Below are 18,011 nucleotides of genomic sequence, written 5' to 3'. Positions count from 1 at the left end.
CGATGATCCGTGAATCCGACCTGACGCCCGAACCGCAGCCCTCACAGTGGCTGCGGGTGGAGATCGTCCACGAGCTCTCCGCGCTGGCCCGGATGCGCTCCGAGTGGGATGCGCTGATGGATGCCAGCGACGCGGGGCCCTTCAACGCGTGGGAATGGATCTACCCGTGGTGCCGCCGCATCGCTCCGGATCGGCGGCCGCTGGTCCTCACGGCGAGGGATCGCACCGGCACGCTGGTGGGGCTCATGCCGCTCGGCTTCGAGCTGTGCCATGTGCTGGGCCGCCAGGTGGGCCGGCTGTCCTTCCTGGGGGAGACATACGTCGGCAGCGACTATCTGGACGTGGTGGCCAAGCGCGGGATGGAAGAGCCCGTGACGCGCGCCTTTGCGCACGGGCTCCGCGAGATGCACGGCGGTTGGGACGTGCTGGATCTGGTGGATCTGCACGAGGACTCGCTCACGGTGAAGGTGCTGCGTGAGGCCTTCCCAGACCTGGAGGTCCGCGTCACGGATCGCTACGTGTGCCCGTACGAGACCTTCCGGCCGGGAGAGGCCTTCGATCTCTTCCTCAAGCGCACGGGCCGGCGGGACAACTACCTGCGCCGGCGCAAGTGGCTGGAGAAGCAGGAGGGCTACCGCATCGAGCGCACCGAGGCGCCTGGGGAACTCGCGGCTCCCATGGCGGACTTCTTCCGGCTGCACTCGGCGCGCTGGGCCGCGGACGGTGGCTCTCAGGGCATCCAGAGCCACGAGGTCGAGTCTTTCCACCGGGACGCCACGCAGTTCCTGGCCGAGCGCGGCCTGCTGCGCCTCTACACGATGAAGGTGGGCGGCCAGGCTGTGGCCTCGGTGTACGGCCTCATCTACCGGGACACGTTCATCTACTACCAGTCCGGCTACGATCCGGAGTGGCGCAACCGGAGCGTGGGGCTCGTGCTGGTGGGCGAGACGTTCAAGGACGCCATCGAGGGCGGCCTCCGCCACTACGACTTCCTTCGAGGCACGGAGACGTACAAGTCCGACTGGACCTCGAAGGAGCGGCGCACGGTGGCGGTGCGCATCCACGCCTTCCAGGGCGCGGGCCACTGGTTCACCCGTCAGGAGGAACTGGCTCGCGGCGCTCGCGATGTGGTCAAGCGCCTGCTGCCGGAGGCCACCGTCGAGCGGATCCGCCGGCTGCGGCGGAGCCGGTCCGCGGGGTAGGGCTCAGGGGGCGCCGCCGACTTCCTGGCGAAGCTGGGCGATGGCGGCGTCCAGCCCCGGAGGCTGCTGGTCGCGCGGCACCTCCACGGTGAAGCGCTCGAAGAACTCCAGCGCCCGGGGGCGGTTGCCCGACTGCAGGTGGATGAAGCCCAGGAACAGCAGCGCCTCCTGTGCGCCCGGGTAGGTGTCCGCCAGCACCAGCAGTTCCTGCTCCGCGCCCGAGGCGTCGCCCCGGATGGCGTGCAGCACGCCCAGGTGGACCCGCGACTCGATGTGGAACGGATCCACGGCGAGCGCCTTCTTGGTGATCCGCTCCGCCTCGTCGAGCTGACGGTTCCGGATCATCTCGTGGCCCACGAAGCCCGAGGCCTCGAGATCGCTCGGGTTGTTGCGCAGCCGCTCCAGGGCCTCGGCGTACTGCGGATCCTCCTGCGGAGGCATCTGCCCCGGATCCTGCTGCTGGCCCATGCCGGACTGCCCGGGAGGAAGCCGGCCCGTGGCCTCCATGCCGTCGTCGCGCGCGCGCTGCTCGGACACCAGCAGGTAGCCCAGCGTCCCGAAGAAGACGACCACGCCCGCGCCCCACAGCGCGCCCACCAGCTGCGGGTTCCGCGCCGCGAAGCCCGTGGGCGCCGGAGCGGCCTGGCCGGGTGCAGCCGCAGGAGAGCCCGGCGTCCCCGCCGTTCCCGGCTTGCGCTTCTGGAGGTACTCGTCGCGGGCGCGCAGGGCGGCGGCGGCCTCGAGCTCCAGCCGGGACTTCTCCGCCTGGAACTGCTCGGGAGAGAGGTTGTGCTTCTCCGCCACCAGCTCCTTGAGCTGCTCGATCAGCGACTGGGCGCGCCGCTCCAGGTCATCCAGCACGCCGTCCTTCTGCGGCTCGGGCGTGGGGGGCGCGCTGCCCTTGCTCCGCTGGAGCAGCAGGTACCCAATTCCACAGAGCAGAGAGACCACCAGGGCGATGATGCCCGGCGTCCAGTTGGTCTGCGGCGTCATTGATCGAGCTCCCGGCGCACGGCCTGCAGGTAGGGGTCCTCGGCCTCGGCTGCGGGCGGCGAGGAGGCGGCAGGGGTGGTGGCTGCGGGCTCAGGGCCTCGCTTCACCTGCCGCGAGATGATGAAGAGGCCTCCGGCGACGAGCGCCAGCGGGCCCAGCCAGACGATCCAGTTGAAGCCGTGCTTCGGGGGCTCGAGCAGCACCCACTCGCCGTAGCGCTCCACGAAGTACTCGACGATCTCCTCGTCCGTCTTTCCCTCGGCGACAAGCTCGCGCACGGTGTCCAGCTGGGCGCGGGCCATGGAGGCCGGGCTGTCGGCGATGGAGACGCCCTGGCACACGGCGCAGCGCAGCGCCTTGCCGAGCTTCTGGACGCGGGCTTCCTTCACCGGATCGGCGAGAGGATCGGTGCCCCCCTTCTGGGGAGCGTACTGGCCGGTCAAAAGGCCGGCGGCGAGGGTGAGAGAGAGCAGGAAGGAAGTCATTCGGGGCACCCCGGGCGCGGTCTACCTAGCGCCAAGGCGCAGTGTTGCACAGCGAAACCTGCACCGGTGCGCCCATCTTCCCGGCCGGCCCCTGGCTGTATGGCCGCTCAGCCGCGCATGTCCTCGTCCTCGGGGGGCGAGTGGACATACTCCGGGGGGTAGCCGTCCTCCGTAGGCCCGTCCATGCCTTCGTAGCCAGGGTCGGGAGGAGGTGGCTCCGCGGAGTCGTCTGCGGGCAGCAGGTCATCGCGGCCGATCGCCTGCATGGCCGAGACGAGACCCACGGGCAGCAGCCCGGCGAGGAACAGGATGGGCCCCACCTTCATGCCCATGTTCACGAGCACCCAGGCCAGGGAGATCACCGTGACACCCGCGGGCACGAAGCGCAGCCACACGGGGCGATCCACCTCGGGCTTGAGCATCAGCATCACGAGGATGGCCAGCAGCCCCACCTCCACGGTGGAGCCGAAGGGGATCTCCATCCCTGTCAGCTTGAGCCCACCCGCGCCGCCGTACACCGAGTCCACGGCGGGCCGGAGCTCTCCGGCGCGCACCCGCTCCGCGGCGGTGCGGTAGGTCGCCTGGGCGACTTCGCCCTCGACTACCCAGGTGAAGATCAGGGCGGACAGCAGGCACACGGCGATGCCCGCGAGCGCCAGCACGCGCTGTCCTCGGATGAGCTGGCGCGGCTCGAACAGGGGCGCCACGCCCTCCGGGTGAGCGAACACCTTGTACCACTGGTCCAACATCACCAGCAGGGTGCCGCCGATCCACAGCAGCGGTTGGATGCTGAACTCCAGCATCGGCAGCACCAGCGCCACGCTCAGCGACGCATACGCGGCCACCACGGAGGGGGAGGAGAACGACTCCGGCACCCAGTCCACCAGCGGGTTGGGCTCGTTCCCGAGCCGGTACTCACGCGCCACCACGGGCAGCACGCCCAGCACCATCACGAAGGACCAGAAGGGCCCCGGCCCGGCCAGAGTGGGGAGGATGGAGAGCCCCAGCGCGAGGAGGTGGAGAATCACTCCCAGCACGGTGGGGGAGTGCGCTGGCACGTGCTCCAGCCACTTGGGGCCTGTGTAGGTGGACTTCTTGGGCACGCGGGCCTTGGAGACCGCGCCGCCGCCGTCCTCGGCACCCTCCGTCTCCACCAGCGGAGGCGGCTTGAACTCGGGCATCTTCGCGCCGCAGTTCTCGCAGTACTTCAGCCGGGGTTCCGCCGCGGCTTCACCGCACTCCAGGCACCGATGCTCCATGGCTCGCTTGCCTCCGCGTCCAGGGGTTCAGGGCCGGGCCGTCGTCGCGGTGCCCGCGGATCGCGCCGCCAGCTCCTTGATTCGGTCCGTGAGCGACTGCGGATCGATGGGACCCACGTGCTTGCCCAGGATGATGCCATCCGCGGTAATGAAGTACGTCTCCGGCACGCCGGACACGCCGTAGTCCACGGACACGCGCGAGCGCGGATCGATCAGCTGGGGGAAGGAGGCGCCCTGTTCCTGCAGGACGCCCAGGGCGTTCTCCTCGGTGTCCTCGAAGACAATGCCGAGGAACTGCGCCTGCGAGCCGAACATCCGGGCGCCCCAGTCGAGCACCGGGTGCTCCTGGCGGCACGGCCCGCACCACGAGGCCCAGAAGTTGATGACCACCGGGCGGCCGCGGAACTGCGCCAGGCTCACCGGCTGGCCACTGTCCAGGGAGCGCAGGGTGAAGGCCGGCGCGGGCTTGCCGGACAGCAGGAAGGGCACCGCGTGCGGGTCGCGGCCAAAGCCCGCCTTGAGCACGAGCACCAGCGCCGCGCACACGGCGATGGCGCCCAAGGTGATTCCCCAGCCCTTCTTCATGCGGCACCCCGGTTCATGTCACTGCCGGCCACCGGCGGTGCGGCGCCCGCGGCCGTGGAACTCGAGGCCACCGCCACGCGCTTGCGAGAGGGCCAGAGCGAGATGAGTGTGCCCAGCACCAGGATGGGGATGCTGTACCAGATCCACCCCACCAGCGGGAAAACCCACACGTTGAGGCTCGCGGTGGTGCCGCCCTGGGTGAAGGCCATCAGCGACATGTACAGGTCTTCCTTGGCCGACTCGCGCACCGCGGGCGTGCCCACGGGATCCGTGCTGCGCTCGTAGTAGTTGAGCCGGGGCTGGTACTCCTCGACCTTGCCGCTGGGCGTCGTGACTTCCACGCGCGCCGCCATATAGGTGCGGTGGGGCTCCTGGCCTTCCTTCGTGCCCAGGTACTTGAGCGTGTAGCCACTGAGTGTCAGCGTCTCGCCCGGGCGCAGCGTGCCGGAGGTGTGCGTCACGTACGCGGAGGAGGCCGCCACCGCCACGATGATGATGATGATGCCCAGGTGCACCACGTAGCCGCCGAAGCGGCGCCGGGCCTTGGAGGCGCTCTGGACCACGGCGGTGACGAGCCCTTCCTTGCGCTCGGTCATGCGCACGCGCACCGGAGCGAGCAGCTCGCGCAGGGTGATGACGGTGACGAAGCCGGCCAGCCCGAAGGTGAGCAGCGGGTAGAAGCCGCGCAGCCCGGCCAGGTAGCACACCAGCGCCACCACCGCGCCCGTGGAAGCGGGGATGATGAACTGCCGCCGCACGGCGTCCTTGTCCGGAGTGCCCCACGGGAGCATGGGGCCCACGCCCATGAGGAACAGCACCGCGATGCCGCCGGGCACCGCCATCTTGTTGAAGTACGGCTCGCCCACGCTCACGCGGATGCCGCGCACGGCCTCGGAGATGAGCGGGTAGAGCGTGCCCAGCAGCACCGTGAAGGTGATGGCCACGAACACCAGGTTGTTCACCAGGATGCTCGTCTCACGAGACACCATGGAGGTGATGCGGCCCTGGGACACCAGCAGGTGGCCGCGCGTGGCCAGCAGCGCGATGGACAGCACCAGCAGGATGGCGATGAACACCAGGAAGGTGGGCCCGATGTCCGACTGGGTGAACGAGTGCACCGAGTTGAAGATGCCCGAGCGGGTCATGAACGTGCCGAGGATCGTCAGCACGAAGCTGGCCAGGGCCAGGCTCATGGTCCACAGCTTGAGCATCTGCTTGCGCTCCTGGACCATGGTGGAGTGCATGAAGGCGGTGGCCGTCAGCCACGGCAGGAACGAGGCGTTCTCCACCGGATCCCACGCCCAGTAGCCGCCCCAGCCCAGCACCGCGTACGCCCACCACGAGCCCAGGATGATGCCGATGGACAGGAACAGCCACGGGATGAGGATCCACCGCCGCAGGGGTGCCATCCACGCGTCGCCAATCTCTCCGCGCAGCAGGCCCGCGACGGCGATGCCGAAAGGCACCGTCATGCCCACGTAGCCCAGGTAGAGCATGGGCGGGTGGACCACCATGAGGATGTGGTTCTGCAAGAGCGGGTTGGGGCCGGGGCCGTCCAGCGGCACGGGAGACAGCGTGTGCCAGGGGTTGGCCGGGCCGGCGATCAGGAAGGCGAAGAAGACGCCCACGCCCAGCATGGTGCCCAGCGCCAGCGACATGTAGCGCTTGTGCTCGTTGCGGTGCACCAGCGCGAAGGCCAGCAGGTAGGTGCCCATGATGAGGCCCCAGAAGAGGATGGACCCCTCCAGCGCGCTCCACAGGGCGACGATCTTGAAGGTCAGCGGCGTGGCGCGGCTGCCCACCTGCGCCACGTACTTGATGCTGAAGTCATCCGTGACGAGCGAGTACACCATCGTCAGGTTGGAGCCCACCATGCAGAGGAAGAAGCCCCACACCGCGCGGCGCACCCACTGAGAGCCCGCCTCGCTCTGGCGCAGGCCGCTCGTCAGTCCCACCACGGCCCCGAAGGCGGCGCACACCAGCGCCCCCAGCACGAGCCCGTATCCAATCGTTGCGTTCACTGCGCCCCCGTCGTGTTCGCTGCCGTGGTGGAGCCCTCGACGGTCTCCTGCCACTTGCGCGGCTCCTCGCCCGGCTTGGGCGCGCGGTACTCGTTGGAGTGGTTCACCATCAGCCGGTTGGAGCTGAACACCTGCGACTTGTCGAAGGTGCCCTCCACCACCACGCCGATGCCCTCACGGAACATCTGCGGAGGCACCTCGGTGGAGCGCACCGTCACCGCCACGGACTGCGGCGTGTGGTCGGTGGCCACCTGGAAGTGCAGGGTGGTGTGCTCGGCGTTCCACTGGATGGAGCCGGGCTTCACCACGCCGCCCAGGCGGATGGTGGGGCCGTAGGCCTTCTCGCCCTGGGTCAGCATCTCCGCCGGGCTCCAGTAATAGACGAGGTTCTCGCCGATGTTACCGAAGGCCACGAAGGCCAGGCCAACACCGGCCACCAGCAGGGCTCCCACGGCGATGAGTCGGTTACGGGTAACAGGGGTCATGGCTCATTCACTCCTTGGATCCTGCAGGCAGGTTCTTGGGTCGGCGCAGCCACAGCGATAACGCATAGAGGCTGAAGGCGCCCCAGGTAATGCCATAGCTGGCCCACACATAGCCCCAGCCGCCGGTAATCCGGCCGCTGCCCACTTCTCCCGCGGCCACCTGGGCCCACAGCATCAGCGAGCTCATCACGCCACCCCCGCGGTGCGGTTCTGCTGGGCGCCATCCGTGGGCAGCGCCTCGGGGAGGGCCACCTCCGCCTTCCGCTCCGCCATGGCGATGCGGTAGCGGTGGAGGATGAAGAGGGCCGCCAGGCCCAGGAATGCGTAGGAACTGAGGCGAAGGGGAAGCTGGAACGCCGGGTCCACCGTCCGGGGCGTGGACTGCACTTGGTGCAGGCTGCGCCACCACTTCACCGAGAACCAGATGATGGGCAGGTCCACCGCGGCGATGATGCCCACCACGGAGCTCCACGTGGCGCGCTTGTCCGGGTCCTCCACGAAGCGGCGCAGGGCCATGTAGCCCATGTAGGCCACCAGGAGGATGGCGGCGGTGGTGAGCCGGGGATCCCACGTCCAGTACACACCCCAGGTGGGCCGGCCCCAGATGGCGCCCAGCAGCACCCCCACCGCGCCGAACAGCAGACCCACCTCGGCGGAGGCCTCCGCCAGCGAGTCCGTCCTCCAGCTCTGCTTGAAGAGGTACGCCACCGAGCACCCGAAGTTGATCACCAGCGCCACCAGCGCAGCCCACACGGCAGGAACATGCGCGTACATGATGCGCTGCACGTCGCCCATCTCCCGGTCCGGAGGAGCCACGAACAGGCCCACCCCATGGCCGATTCCCAGGGCGATGAGCGCGTAGACCGGCAGCGTCAGGTGGGCGTACTTGCGGCCCACCGTGAGCAGCAGGAGCAGGATGACTCCAGGCAGTACGGCCGTGGTGAGAATGAACATCGTCAGTCCTCGATCACCCGCGGGAAGAGCAGGAAGCCTAAGCCCCAATAGATCAGGTTGAACCCTCCCAGCAGACCGAACCAAGAGCCGAGCTGATCCATCGGATCGCCCTGGAGCACCAGCGCCATGGCCTTGGTCGCGGCCAGCAGGGCCGGAACAATCAGCGGGAACAATAGCAGAGGTAGGAGCACGTCCCTCGCTCGGGCGTTATTGGCGATGGCTGCATACACGCACCCCGGGGCGGCGAGCGCCATGCAGCCAAGCACGAGGGTAGCCATCAGATCGCCTACTCCCAGGACCACCTTCACCCCGTAGAGGGCCACCATGACGGGGATGAGCAGGCTGCCCAGCAGGACGAGCAGCAGGGTGTTGCCTACCGCCTTGGACAGGAAGATGGCCCGAGCGTCCGCCGGGGCCAGCCGCAGGCCGTCCATGCAGGCGTTCTCGTACTCCACCCGGAAGGACTCACCCAGGGACAGGGTGCTGGCGAAGAGGATGGCCAGCCAGAGGTAGCCGCCCGCGTTGCGCTCGAGCAGCTTGGTGTCCGGACCCAGCGCGAACGAGAAGAGCAGCAGCGTGGAGAGCGCGAAGAAGACCAGGGCGTTGAGCCGGGCCCGGGTGCGCCACTCGATGAGCAGATCCTTGCCGAGCAGGATGGCGGCGGCCTTCAGCAGGCCCGCGGGACGGGGGCGGCTCATGCGGGCACCGCCCGGCCTTCTTGCAGGTGAAGGCGCTCCTCACACAGCGTCAGCCCCTGCTCGATGAGGTGGGTGGCCAGGACGACGGTGACACCCGAGGCCTTGAGCTCGCCGATGATGCCCTCCATGGCCTGGATGCCTGCCGGGTCCAGCTCGCCGAAGGGCTCGTCCAGCAGCGCCATGGCGGGCTTCTTCATCACCAGCCGCGCGATGGCCAGGCGCTTGCGCATGCCCGCGCTGAACTGGCGCACGGGGCTCTCGGTCCGCCGCGTCAGCCCCACGCGCGTCAGCAGCTGGTCGGCGACGTCCTTCGGGGAGGGCAGGTCCAGCAGGCGGGCGAGCACCACGAGGTTCTGGTGCGCGGTGAGGTCCTCGTAAAGAAAGCTGGCGTGGGAAAGGAGGGCAACCTCTTGACGCACTGCGTTCGTATCCGAGACGGTGTTGCGGCCGAGCACCTCGACGCGGCCCGCGGTGGGCGAGAGGGCGGTGGCCACCAGGCGCAGCAGCGTGGTCTTCCCGGAGCCGTTGTGGCCGGTGAGGAGGAGCGAGCGGCCCGCGGGCAGCGAGTAGGTGAGTCGCGCCAGAGCCCAATGACGCCCATACCGCTTGCTCACGTCATGCAGGGCGATCGCCGGAGGCGAGGCGGGGGCAGGGGCGTCCATCGGGACGGGGTTCGTACCCGGAAATCGCCCCTTTCTCCAGCGAAAGCCGTGCCTTCTAGAAGCGGCCACCCAGCGCGAGGCCCACGCCGCCTCGGCCCATGACGGTGGGGGCGACCGCTACCTCTGGCGCCGGGGTGGAGGGGCCGTCGAAGTCGCGGGTGATATAGGCGGTGAGGGCCAGCCCACCGACCGCGCCCACCGCCGCTCCAATGGCGATGGGTTCCCCGTCATTCGCGCCGAGCAGGGCGACGGTGGCCGCTCCCAGCAGGCCTCCGAGGATGCCGCCCGAGTCGATCAGCAGCATCCTGCCTCGAGACACTGGCAGGGACTGCGAGAGCACCGCGAAGGAGGTGATGCCCACCCCCGTCACCACGGACTCGATCGCGAAGAAGGCGCTCCGCTCGCCATCCCCGGCGGCGGCGAGGATCAGCGCGGTGATCACGCCGCTCCAAAGCCCGCCCGAGTTGGCCAGGGAGACCTGGCCTGCGGTGGGGTGGGTCAGCAGGGCCACGGCAATCCCGGCGCCGGTCAGGCTCAGCGTGCTGCCCATGACGGTGGCAAGCGCGCTCTCGTCGTCGATGTCGAAGACCTGGGTGGCGGCCAGTCCATACCAGACGCCCCAAGTCGTCCCCGAGTTGATGGCGGCCGACTGGCCCGACGTCACCCCGTTCTCATGCGTCGCATATAAGGAGACTGCGGCGCCCACTCCCGCTCCCAGGAGCGAAGCGGCGAGGTAGCCGCGGCCATCACAATCGATGATGCCGCACAGCAGGGCACCTTGCGTCGCGCCGTGCCCGGTCTGCCAGACCACGAGGCTTCCGCGCGCGAAGCCCGAGGGCTTTTCAGGAGCGATGAGGAGCGCCGCCTCGGCCAGCTTCGCGCCCGGGCCGAGCCGAGTGCGCGTGAGCCGGGCGAGCTCTCCGGCGTAGGGGTGGGTGGGGCAGGCGGCGAGGACGTGCTCGAACGCCTCCAGCGCCGAGTGATCATCGCCCGCGACGAGCGCGTCGAAGCCCCGGGTGTAGTCGGCCTCGGCGGTGGCGCACGTGTCGGAGCTGGACGGCAGCGGAGGGGTGGACAGAGGCGCATCGGCCTGCGGGGCCGCGGCGGCCGTGGCCAACACGATCAGGAGGACACTGGGCGCGAGTGGCATTTAACTTCCATTCTGCCCCGCTGGGCTTCCCCCGTCGCGTGGTCGCTTTCTAGCGATCTGGAAAATTTTTCCAGGGTGGGGTCCAAATGTTCCAGGCCGGGCATGTGGCTCGTCTGCTACCCGCCGAAAATGTGAATAGATGGCCGGTTTTGGCTTTGGCATCGCTCCTGCATCCTTGCGGGACAAGGTTGGGCTGCGCATTGGGGGAGGTCATGGGCGCGGGAGGGTTGGTGCGAAGAGCGGTGAAAGTAGCGGCCGCTGGAGTGCTCCACTACAGCGGACTCAGGAAGGCTATGGCCATGTATCGCCGGAGCCAGTCCGGTGGGCGGCGCCTCCTGATCGTCAGCTACCACAGGGTGGTGGAGGATCTGACAGGCGAGCTGCAGCGGTCCATTCCAGGGCTGCTCATCTCCAAGGAGACGTTTCGGCGGCACCTGGAGCAGGCTGCGGCTGCGGGCTACGAGTTCGCCACCATTGGCGATGCCGTGGACGTGATGGCGGGGCGCAGGAGCACCAAGCGGGATCTGTGTGTCGTCACGTTCGATGACGGGTACCGGGATGTGTATCGGTTCGCCTATCCCCTGCTGAAGCGGATGGGTGTACCGGCCATTGTCTATCTGCCGACGGACTTCATCGGCACGAAGCGGCGGTTCAATCATGATCGGCTGTTCCACCTCATCCAGGTGGCGCAGAAGCGGCGGCTCAGGCCGTACTTCACGACGCTTCCGGAGCCTGCGCTGAAGCTGGCGGGGCCGATCTTGTCCGGCAGCCGGCCGGTCTCCGACGCGCTGGATGAGTTCATTGGCGAGCACTCCGCCCGTGTGGTGCAGGAGGTCATCCAGGCGCTGGAGCAGGAACTGGGAGGCGGCGCGAACCTGTTGCCCGAGCAGGGCGACATCATGGACTGGGACGAGGTGCGGCACATGGCTCGGGATGGCTTCGAGTTCGGTGCGCACACGCTGGGGCACACCGTGCTGACGATGGAGCCCGCCGAGCAGATGGAGCGGGAGATCATCGAGTCCAAGCAAGCCATCGAGCGGGAGCTGGGCACCCCGGTCCGGGACTTCGCCTACTGCAACGGCTGGTACTCGGAGGAGGTCATCCGGTTGCTGAAGCAGCACGGCTTCCGCTCGGGGGTGACGACCGAGGATCTGCCCAACCGGGTGGGCGGGGATCCGTTCACCCTCAAGCGCAAGGTGCTGTGGGAGAACTTCAGCATCGGCATGTTGGGGGACTACTCGGAGGCGCTCACCGGCTGCCAGTTGGACGACTGCTTCGCGATGTTGGGGGTGAGCCGCCCCGTGACGGGACGGCGGCCCCACTTATCCGCCACTCGGGCGGCCAATGAGCTGCTGATGCGGAGCCAGATCTCCCTGGAGGAGCCGACGTGAGCGCATCCTCGGCGCCCGCCGCGTCCGGGTCCTTCCTGGGCAAGGCCGGGCCCCTGGTGTTGGCGCGGCTCTTCACGGCCGGGCTGACGCTGTCCATTCCGCTCGTGCTTGCCCGGGTGCTGAGCCTGGAGGAGTACGGGACGTACTATCAGCTGTTCCTGATCTCCACGACGCTCTACTACGTGCTGCCGTTCGGCGTGGCGCAGAGCCTCTACTACTTCCTGCCTCGGGTGGAGCAGAAGCGGCCGTTCCTCGGCCAGACGATGCTCTTCATGACCGCGGCGGGCGTGGTGGCGGCGGCGCTGGTGGTGGGGCTGCTCGAGCCGGTGGCCGGGCTGTTCTCCAACCCAGCGCTGCTGAACTACCGCTGGCCGCTGGCGATCTACACCGCGCTGCTCCTGGGTTCGTTCCCGCTGGAGGTGGCCCTCACCAGCCAGGGGCGGACGAAGGCGGCGGCGGTGGCGTACCTGGGCTCGGACACGGTGCGCTCGGCGGCCATGGTGTTGCCGTGCCTGTTCGGCGCCTCGCTGCACGGGATGATGATCGCGGTGGCGGGGTATGCGGGGCTGCGCTACCTGGCCACGTGGGTCATCTCGCTCCGAGGGAGCGAGGGGCCGCTGGTGAGCGGGAAGCTCTTCCGCGAGCAACTGATGTACGCGGCGCCATTTGGGGCGGCCATGGCGCTGTCCATTCCGCAGCAGAACGCGCACTTCTATGTGGTGGCGAGCGCGGTGGCCCCGGCGCTGTACGCGCTGTACCGGGTGGGCTGCTTCCAGTTGCCGGTGGTGGAGCTGCTCTACACGCCCACGAGCGAGGTGCTGATGGTGCGCCTGGGCGAGCTGGAGAAGGCCGGGAGGCTGGAGGAGGGCGTGGGGGCTTTCCGCGAGGCCGCGGGGAAGCTGGCCTTCGTGTTCCTGCCGTTCGCCGCGTTCCTGTTCGCCGCGGCGCCCGAGTTCATCTCCGCGATGTTTGGCGCGAAGTTCCTGCCCGCGGTGCCCATCTTCCGGGTGAGCGTGCTGGGCGTGGTGCTGGCCATCCTGCCGATGGACGGTGTGCTGCGTGCCCGGGGTTACACGCGCGCCATCTTCTTGTCGTACCTGATCAAGGCGGTGGTCACGGTGCCGCTCGTCTGGTGGGGCGTGCGCTCCTTCGGGATGAAGGGCGGCATCGCCTCGTGGGCGGTGGCGGAGCTGGTGGGGAAGGCGACGCTGCTGATCCGCGTGCCTGCTGCGCTGTCCACGCCAGAGCGTCCGCTGCGCATCCGGGATGTCATCCCCTGGGCGGAGCTGGGCAAGGCGTCGCTGGCGGCCTGTGCGGCGGCGGCGGGTGTCTTCGCGCTGCGCGCGGGCCTGGTGGGCGCCTGGGTGGGCCTGCCTCAGGGCTTCATTTGGCGGGCGCTGCCGCTGGCCGTGACCGGGGTGCTGTTCGCCATCGGGTATGTGGCGGTGCTCTACGCGACGGGGATCCGGCCGCTGCGGATCCTGGCGGGGCTGCGGACGCGGGGAGCGAGCTGAAGCGGTGGGAAGTGGACCCTTGGGGAGGACTTCCCTCCTCAGAGGTGACTCCCTAGCTTCGGGCCAGGGTGGGGTTGGTGGGGTTGGGGACGGGAGTGAGTGATGGGGTTGGACGGGATGACGTGGTACCGACTTGCGCGCAGGTTGCATCTGCGCGGGGTTCCTGTGCTGCCGGATGTGCTGCGCAAGGTCATCTATTACCTGCACAGCTCTCACATTCCCTATGAGGCCGAGATCGGCGAGGGCACGGCGTTGGGTTACGGCGGTATCGGAGTCGTCATCCACCAGAACGCGAGGCTGGGGCGCTACTGCCTCGTCTCTCAGCAAGTGACCATCAGTGGACGGTCGGGCATCGAGGGCGTCCCGGTGATCGGCGACTACGTGCGCATTGGCGCGGGGGCGAAGATCCTCGGCAACGTCCAGGTTGGCGACTTCGCGGTGATCGGCGCCAACGCGGTGGTGCTCCAGGACGTGCCTGCGGGTGCGGTGGTGGCCGGGGTCCCGGCCCGGGTGCTCCGCCAGGATTCGGATCCGATTGCTTTTTACGAGCGGGAGATGGGGCTGCCGCCTCCGCGGCTTGGCCAGACGTTGGGGTCGATGCACCTTCCGGAGACCACTTTTCAGTAGGACCGAGGACTTTGTTTGATGCGCGTGCTTCTCATTGGTGACTACCCACCTCCGCATGGCGGGGTGGCGATTCACGTTCAACAACTGCATCGATTTCTTCGCGAGCGTGGCGTCGAGGCGAAGGTGCTGGACATTGGAAAGGGCGGCCGGCCGGCTCCGGACGTTATCCCTGTCCGCACGCCGGCCAAGTTCGGGCTGCGGCTCGCGGGATTCTTGAGCGCTGGATGGACGGTGCATGTCCACACCAGCGGTGACAACCCGAAGGCCTGGGTGCTGGCCGCGCTGGCGGGTGTCCCAGGGCCTCGAGCGCCTCGGTTCATCACCCTGCACTCGGGGCTGCTGCCGGAGTTCCTCGCGGGCTCCGTGGCCCGGCGAGCCATGGCCCGTGCCGCGCTGGCGGGGTACTCGCGCGTGATCGCGGTGTCCGAGGCCGTGAAGGAGGCGCTCGTTGGCTGTGGAGTGCCTTCCGAGAAGATCCTCGTGCAGCCGGCCTTCTGCGCCTCGCAGGTGCGGCCCGGGCCGGTGACTGCCGCCGTGGAACTGGCGAGGGCCCGGCGCTCTCCGCTGCTGGCCATGGCGCACCACCCGTCGCCGGTCTACGGGCGCATGCAGATGTTCCGCGCGCTCCGGATGCTGGCGAACGAGCTGCCGGGCGTGGGGCTCGCGGTGTTCGGGCCTGGGACGCGGACGCCGGAGTTCGCGCGGGATGCCCGCGAGACGCACGTGGCGCCGCTCCTGGAGGATCTGGGCGAGCTGAACCACGACGAGGCGCTCGGTCTGTTGTCACGGTGCGATGTGTTCATCCGGCCCACGACGCATGACGGGGACTCGGTCTCCGTCCGCGAGGCGCTGACGCTCGGAGTGCCCTGCGTGGCCAGCGACGTGTGCGCCCGGCCCGAGGGCACCTTTTTGTTCCGGGGCGGCCACCCGCCGGATCTGGCGCTGAGGATCCGGCAGGCGCTCGCGGAGGGACCCGCGCAGGTGGCTCAGCCGGACGCCGGTCCCGTGCTGCTCCGTCTGTACGAGGAGCTCGCGGCACCGGGGCTTACGGATTGGATTTCGACACGGGAGACGCAACATGCGGCGCAGTGAAGACATGGATCTGACCCGCCGGGCCCTGCGCGGACGGGACCTGGTGGTGTTCTCCAACGACTGGGACGGCGATCCGCTGTCCAAGGTCCACATCATGCGGATCCTCTCGCGGGAGAACCGCGTGCTGTGGGTGAACAGCATCGGCAACCGGGCGCCCAAGGCGAACACGCACGATCTGCAGCGCATCTGGCGCAAGCTGTCCTCCTTCACCGAGGGCATCCGAGAGGTGGAGCCCAACCTCTTCGTGCTGGCGCCGCTGGCCATCCCGTTCTACGGCTCGGAGGCGGTGCGGTCGACGAACCGGGAGCTGCTGCGGCTCCAGGTGAAGCGGGCGATGAAGAAGCTGAACTTCCGGCGGCCCATCTCGTGGTCGTTCCTGCCGGCCTCGGCGCCGGTGTCGGGCACGCTGGGCGAGGAGTTCGTCGTCTACCACTGCGTGGACGAGTTCTCCGCGTTCAGCGACACCAACGGGCGCCACATCGCGGAGCTGGAGGAGCGGCTGCTGCGCCGGGCGGATCTGGTCATCACCTCCGCCGAGCGCCTGCGCGAGAACAAGGCCAAGGTGAACCCGAACACGGTGCTGGTGCGGCACGGGGTGGACTACCAGCACTTCGTGAAGGCGTGTGACGAGGCCACGCAGGTTCCGGAGGACATCGCGAAGCTGCCGGGGCCCATCATCGGCTTCTTCGGGCTGATGGCGGACTGGGTGGACCAGGAGGCGATCATCGCCACGGCGAAGGCGCACCCCGAAGGCTCGGTGGTGGTGATCGGCAAGGTGGCGCCGGACTGCGACGTGACGGCGATGAAGGCGGTGCCGAACATCCACTTCCTAGGGCGCCAGCCGTACGCGAGCCTGCCGGGCTACTGCAAGGCGTTCGATGTGGCGCTGATGCCGTTCACAGTGAACGAGCTGACGCTCAACGCCAACCCGCTGAAGGTGCGCGAGTACCTGGCTGCGGGGCTCCCGGTGGTGTCCACGGACATCCCCGAGGTGCGCAAGGTGGGGCTGTGCAAGGTGGCCACCTCGACGGAGGACTTCGTGCGCAAGGTGGACGAGTGCCTCGCCGAGGGCGCAGGCCCCAGCCGCGAGCGCGCCGAGCGCATCTTCCACGAGAGCTGGGATGCGCGGGTGGAGGAGATCCGCTCGCACGTGGGCGAGGCCCTGCTCAAGGCGGGCCGGAGCCTGTAGTCAAGGCGCCGCGCGCCCGCCGATCTCCGGGAAGCGCTCGTAGACCCGCAGGAGCGTGTCCAAGTGGGCGGGGTTGTCGTAATCGAGCGGCTCATCCGTGAGCCGCACAACCCACCCTCCCGACGCCGTGCGCCGCGCCCGCGTTTGCAACTCGGCATCGTGGGCCGGGTCCGGGAACCCGATCGCTTTTGCGGCAGCGGCAGACCAGTAGTTCAGCCACCCGAGGTAGTGCGGAATCTCAGGTGAATGGATATGCCGTGACAAACTGAGCATGGGAAGCCCACGGGGTGAGCGCTCTGGCCCATGAGCTGAGTGGCGCATCTGCTCTGAGACTTCTGAACCATAGCCCTCCGGTGACGCATGCCCCCAGTACGCGTGTGCGCCCTCCGCCAAGGCCTCCAGCGCATCTGCCGCTGCTGCGATCCCTGTGGCATCCAGTGGCAGCTTTGCATGCACTTCAAACAGGGGCTGACCACCCGGGCTGAGGCTTGCCGGTTTTTGGAGACCAGAAATCATCACCGGGTAACCCTCGTCCCCGTTGCACAAGAAAGGGAATTCCCCGTCCTTGGTGGCTTCCGCGAGCCACTCGTCGCGCTGTGGCAACGCGGCAAGCTGTCGCCCCTCGGTAACTCTCCACTCCAGACGCAAACCGGGGAGCGTCCTCTCCATCCCTTGGACAACAGCGAGCGCGCGTCCGTCATTGCCCACGAGCGCAGGCCCATGAGTGATAAGAATGAGGCGCTTTCGAGCAGTCATCGTGGGCACCCCGTGACGACGATCTTGAGTTCGGGATCCCTATCGAGCAGTGCTTGCTTGTGCGCTTGCGTGCTCACCCCAACGACGAAGTCGTATCCACAGGCACTCGCAGCATTGAGCTCTTTGTGCAATTGCTCAATTTCCTTTTCAATCTCCTGATCTCGGACAAAGTCATTGTATGTGTCAAATCGATGGGTCTTGATCTCCCACAGCACACGCACGCCGACTTGCAGTGCATCGAAGCGCATGCCGGCCACAAGCACGTCCATGCCGGGGTAGCGGTTCGGCGGAAATTTATCGGCGCACTCGTTATGCGGCGCATCTTCGCCTGCGTGCGGCACCGGGATGGGCTCGCACGCCGGGCGGCGTGGGTTGGATTCAGTCGGCACTGGGGGGAAGATGTCTCCGGTGCGCGAGCCCTCTGGCTTGGGTGGGCGGTTCGCTAACGGTTCTTTGGCAGGACGCGCCTGAGTTTTGTGTTTCGCACGCTCGCGGGATGCGTTCCGTTCATAAGCCTCCAGCCCCTCTGTGATGGCAGCAGCCACCACCACGGCTCCCATCACAATCACTGCGCCAACGACGATCTCAGGTGCCGCAAAGACACAGAGGGCCACGGCTGCGGGAGCCAGAGCCGTAGATGCGACGGCGCACCTTCCTGTGGCGTCTCGAAACTTGACCCTCCCGTGATCGAGGACGTGAAAGCACCGCTCCGCAAGGAGCGGCCACTCGGTGGAGGCTTCTCGCACCACGCAATGCCCGTCATCCGTCCAGGGGTACTGGGCTGCGCGCTGAAGGTTTGCCAGTCTCGGGTTCGGGTCCTCCCACTCTCCCGGGCTCGGATCCATCGTTGCGCAGGCCGAGAGTAAGAGCAGGAGTGCGATGCAAGGCGGGGAACGCATGGCTCCGTCCTTCAAGCGCGAGGGGACATTAACTCGGGAAAACCTCCCG

19 protein-coding genes are annotated in these 18,011 nt (G+C 68.2%); 6 read left to right on the top strand and 13 right to left on the bottom strand.

All coding sequences use genetic code 11. The features are described from left to right. The first annotated feature begins 2 nt into the window (after window positions 1–2). Window positions 3–1,202: a GNAT family N-acetyltransferase gene (locus DB31_RS24025; protein ID WP_044191687.1), complete on the top strand. Its 1,200-nt coding sequence runs from the start codon at window positions 3–5 to the stop codon at window positions 1,200–1,202. 3 nt (window positions 1,203–1,205) lie between these two features. Here DB31_RS24025 and DB31_RS24020 read toward each other — a convergent pair whose 3' ends face one another. The 11 genes from DB31_RS24020 to DB31_RS23970 all read right to left on the bottom strand — a co-directional run bounded on the left by DB31_RS24020 (window position 1,206) and on the right by DB31_RS23970 (window position 10,494). Then, the gene (locus tag DB31_RS24020) at window positions 1,206–2,195 is read right to left on the bottom strand and encodes a tetratricopeptide repeat protein (RefSeq protein WP_044191685.1); all 990 of its coding nucleotides are present in this window, start codon (window positions 2,193–2,195) and stop codon (window positions 1,206–1,208) included. Then, window positions 2,192–2,680 (bottom strand): cytochrome c-type biogenesis protein, encoded by a 489-nt coding sequence (locus DB31_RS24015; protein ID WP_044191683.1) that lies wholly within the window; start codon window positions 2,678–2,680, stop codon window positions 2,192–2,194. The genes DB31_RS24020 and DB31_RS24015 overlap by 4 nt, the downstream gene beginning before the upstream one ends. Window positions 2,681–2,787: 107 nt before the next feature. Next, window positions 2,788–3,939, bottom strand: coding sequence for a hypothetical protein (locus DB31_RS24010; protein ID WP_052420194.1), 1,152 nt, complete (start codon window positions 3,937–3,939; stop codon window positions 2,788–2,790). A 27-nt stretch (window positions 3,940–3,966) separates the two neighbouring features. Then, window positions 3,967–4,524, bottom strand: a complete 558-nt coding sequence (locus DB31_RS24005; protein WP_044191681.1) for a TlpA family protein disulfide reductase — start codon at window positions 4,522–4,524, stop codon at window positions 3,967–3,969. After that, window positions 4,521–6,545, bottom strand: a complete 2,025-nt coding sequence (locus DB31_RS24000) for a heme lyase CcmF/NrfE family subunit (RefSeq protein ID WP_044191679.1) — start codon at window positions 6,543–6,545, stop codon at window positions 4,521–4,523. The genes DB31_RS24005 and DB31_RS24000 overlap by 4 nt, the downstream gene beginning before the upstream one ends. Then, window positions 6,542–7,030: a cytochrome c maturation protein CcmE gene (locus tag DB31_RS23995; protein ID WP_044191677.1), complete on the bottom strand. Its 489-nt coding sequence runs from the start codon at window positions 7,028–7,030 to the stop codon at window positions 6,542–6,544. Before DB31_RS23995 ends, DB31_RS24000 begins: the two co-directional genes overlap by 4 nt. Window positions 7,031–7,037: 7 nt before the next feature. Further along, complete coding sequence (locus DB31_RS23990; protein WP_044191675.1) at window positions 7,038–7,217, bottom strand: hypothetical protein; 180 nt, start codon at window positions 7,215–7,217, stop codon at window positions 7,038–7,040. Further along, window positions 7,217–7,984, bottom strand: a complete 768-nt coding sequence (ccsA, locus tag DB31_RS23985; RefSeq protein WP_157232129.1) for a cytochrome c biogenesis protein CcsA — start codon at window positions 7,982–7,984, stop codon at window positions 7,217–7,219. The genes DB31_RS23990 and ccsA overlap by 1 nt, the downstream gene beginning before the upstream one ends. 2 nt (window positions 7,985–7,986) lie before the next feature. Beyond that, complete coding sequence (locus DB31_RS23980) at window positions 7,987–8,682, bottom strand: heme exporter protein CcmB (protein WP_044191673.1); 696 nt, start codon at window positions 8,680–8,682, stop codon at window positions 7,987–7,989. Next, window positions 8,679–9,344, bottom strand: a complete 666-nt coding sequence (gene ccmA / locus DB31_RS23975) for a heme ABC exporter ATP-binding protein CcmA (RefSeq protein WP_044191671.1) — start codon at window positions 9,342–9,344, stop codon at window positions 8,679–8,681. Before ccmA ends, DB31_RS23980 begins: the two co-directional genes overlap by 4 nt. A gap of 55 nt (window positions 9,345–9,399) precedes the next feature. Next, window positions 9,400–10,494: a hypothetical protein gene (locus DB31_RS23970; RefSeq protein ID WP_044191669.1), complete on the bottom strand. Its 1,095-nt coding sequence runs from the start codon at window positions 10,492–10,494 to the stop codon at window positions 9,400–9,402. Window positions 10,495–10,787: 293 nt separating this feature from the next. On the opposite strand from DB31_RS23970, the gene DB31_RS23965 reads away from it, so the two are divergent. The 5 genes from DB31_RS23965 to exoP all read left to right on the top strand — a co-directional run bounded on the left by DB31_RS23965 (window position 10,788) and on the right by exoP (window position 16,307). Next, window positions 10,788–11,885 (top strand): polysaccharide deacetylase family protein, encoded by a 1,098-nt coding sequence (locus DB31_RS23965; RefSeq protein ID WP_044191667.1) that lies wholly within the window; start codon window positions 10,788–10,790, stop codon window positions 11,883–11,885. After that, window positions 11,882–13,399, top strand: coding sequence for a lipopolysaccharide biosynthesis protein (locus DB31_RS23960; RefSeq protein WP_044191665.1), 1,518 nt, complete (start codon window positions 11,882–11,884; stop codon window positions 13,397–13,399). The genes DB31_RS23965 and DB31_RS23960 overlap by 4 nt, the downstream gene beginning before the upstream one ends. 102 nt (window positions 13,400–13,501) lie before the next feature. Beyond that, window positions 13,502–14,026 carry a serine O-acetyltransferase gene (locus tag DB31_RS23955; protein ID WP_044191664.1) on the top strand — a complete coding sequence of 175 codons (525 nt, stop codon included), beginning with the start codon at window positions 13,502–13,504 and terminating at the stop codon, window positions 14,024–14,026. Between the two features lie 18 nt (window positions 14,027–14,044). Beyond that, complete coding sequence (locus tag DB31_RS23950) at window positions 14,045–15,118, top strand: glycosyltransferase family 4 protein (protein WP_044191663.1); 1,074 nt, start codon at window positions 14,045–14,047, stop codon at window positions 15,116–15,118. Then, the gene (exoP, locus tag DB31_RS23945) at window positions 15,105–16,307 is read left to right on the top strand and encodes a spore coat polysaccharide biosynthesis glycosyltransferase ExoP (RefSeq protein ID WP_044191661.1); all 1,203 of its coding nucleotides are present in this window, start codon (window positions 15,105–15,107) and stop codon (window positions 16,305–16,307) included. The genes DB31_RS23950 and exoP overlap by 14 nt, the downstream gene beginning before the upstream one ends. Here exoP and DB31_RS23940 read toward each other — a convergent pair whose 3' ends face one another. Both DB31_RS23940 and DB31_RS23935 read right to left on the bottom strand, forming a co-directional pair. After that, entirely contained in the window at window positions 16,308–17,063 is a 756-nt protein-coding gene (locus DB31_RS23940) for a DUF5953 family protein (RefSeq protein ID WP_044191660.1), read from the bottom strand. It lies immediately after the preceding gene. Continuing rightward, complete coding sequence (locus tag DB31_RS23935) at window positions 17,060–17,962, bottom strand: DUF6310 domain-containing protein (protein WP_044191659.1); 903 nt, start codon at window positions 17,960–17,962, stop codon at window positions 17,060–17,062. Before DB31_RS23935 ends, DB31_RS23940 begins: the two co-directional genes overlap by 4 nt. Between the last annotated feature and the right edge of the window lie 49 nt (window positions 17,963–18,011).

The sequence above is a fragment of the Hyalangium minutum genome (genome assembly GCF_000737315.1).
In the GTDB taxonomy this organism is placed as follows: Bacteria; Myxococcota; Myxococcia; order Myxococcales; family Myxococcaceae; genus Hyalangium; species Hyalangium minutum.
Note: the sequence above shows the minus strand (reverse complement) of the source record. Positions and strands in the feature narration are given on the sequence as shown.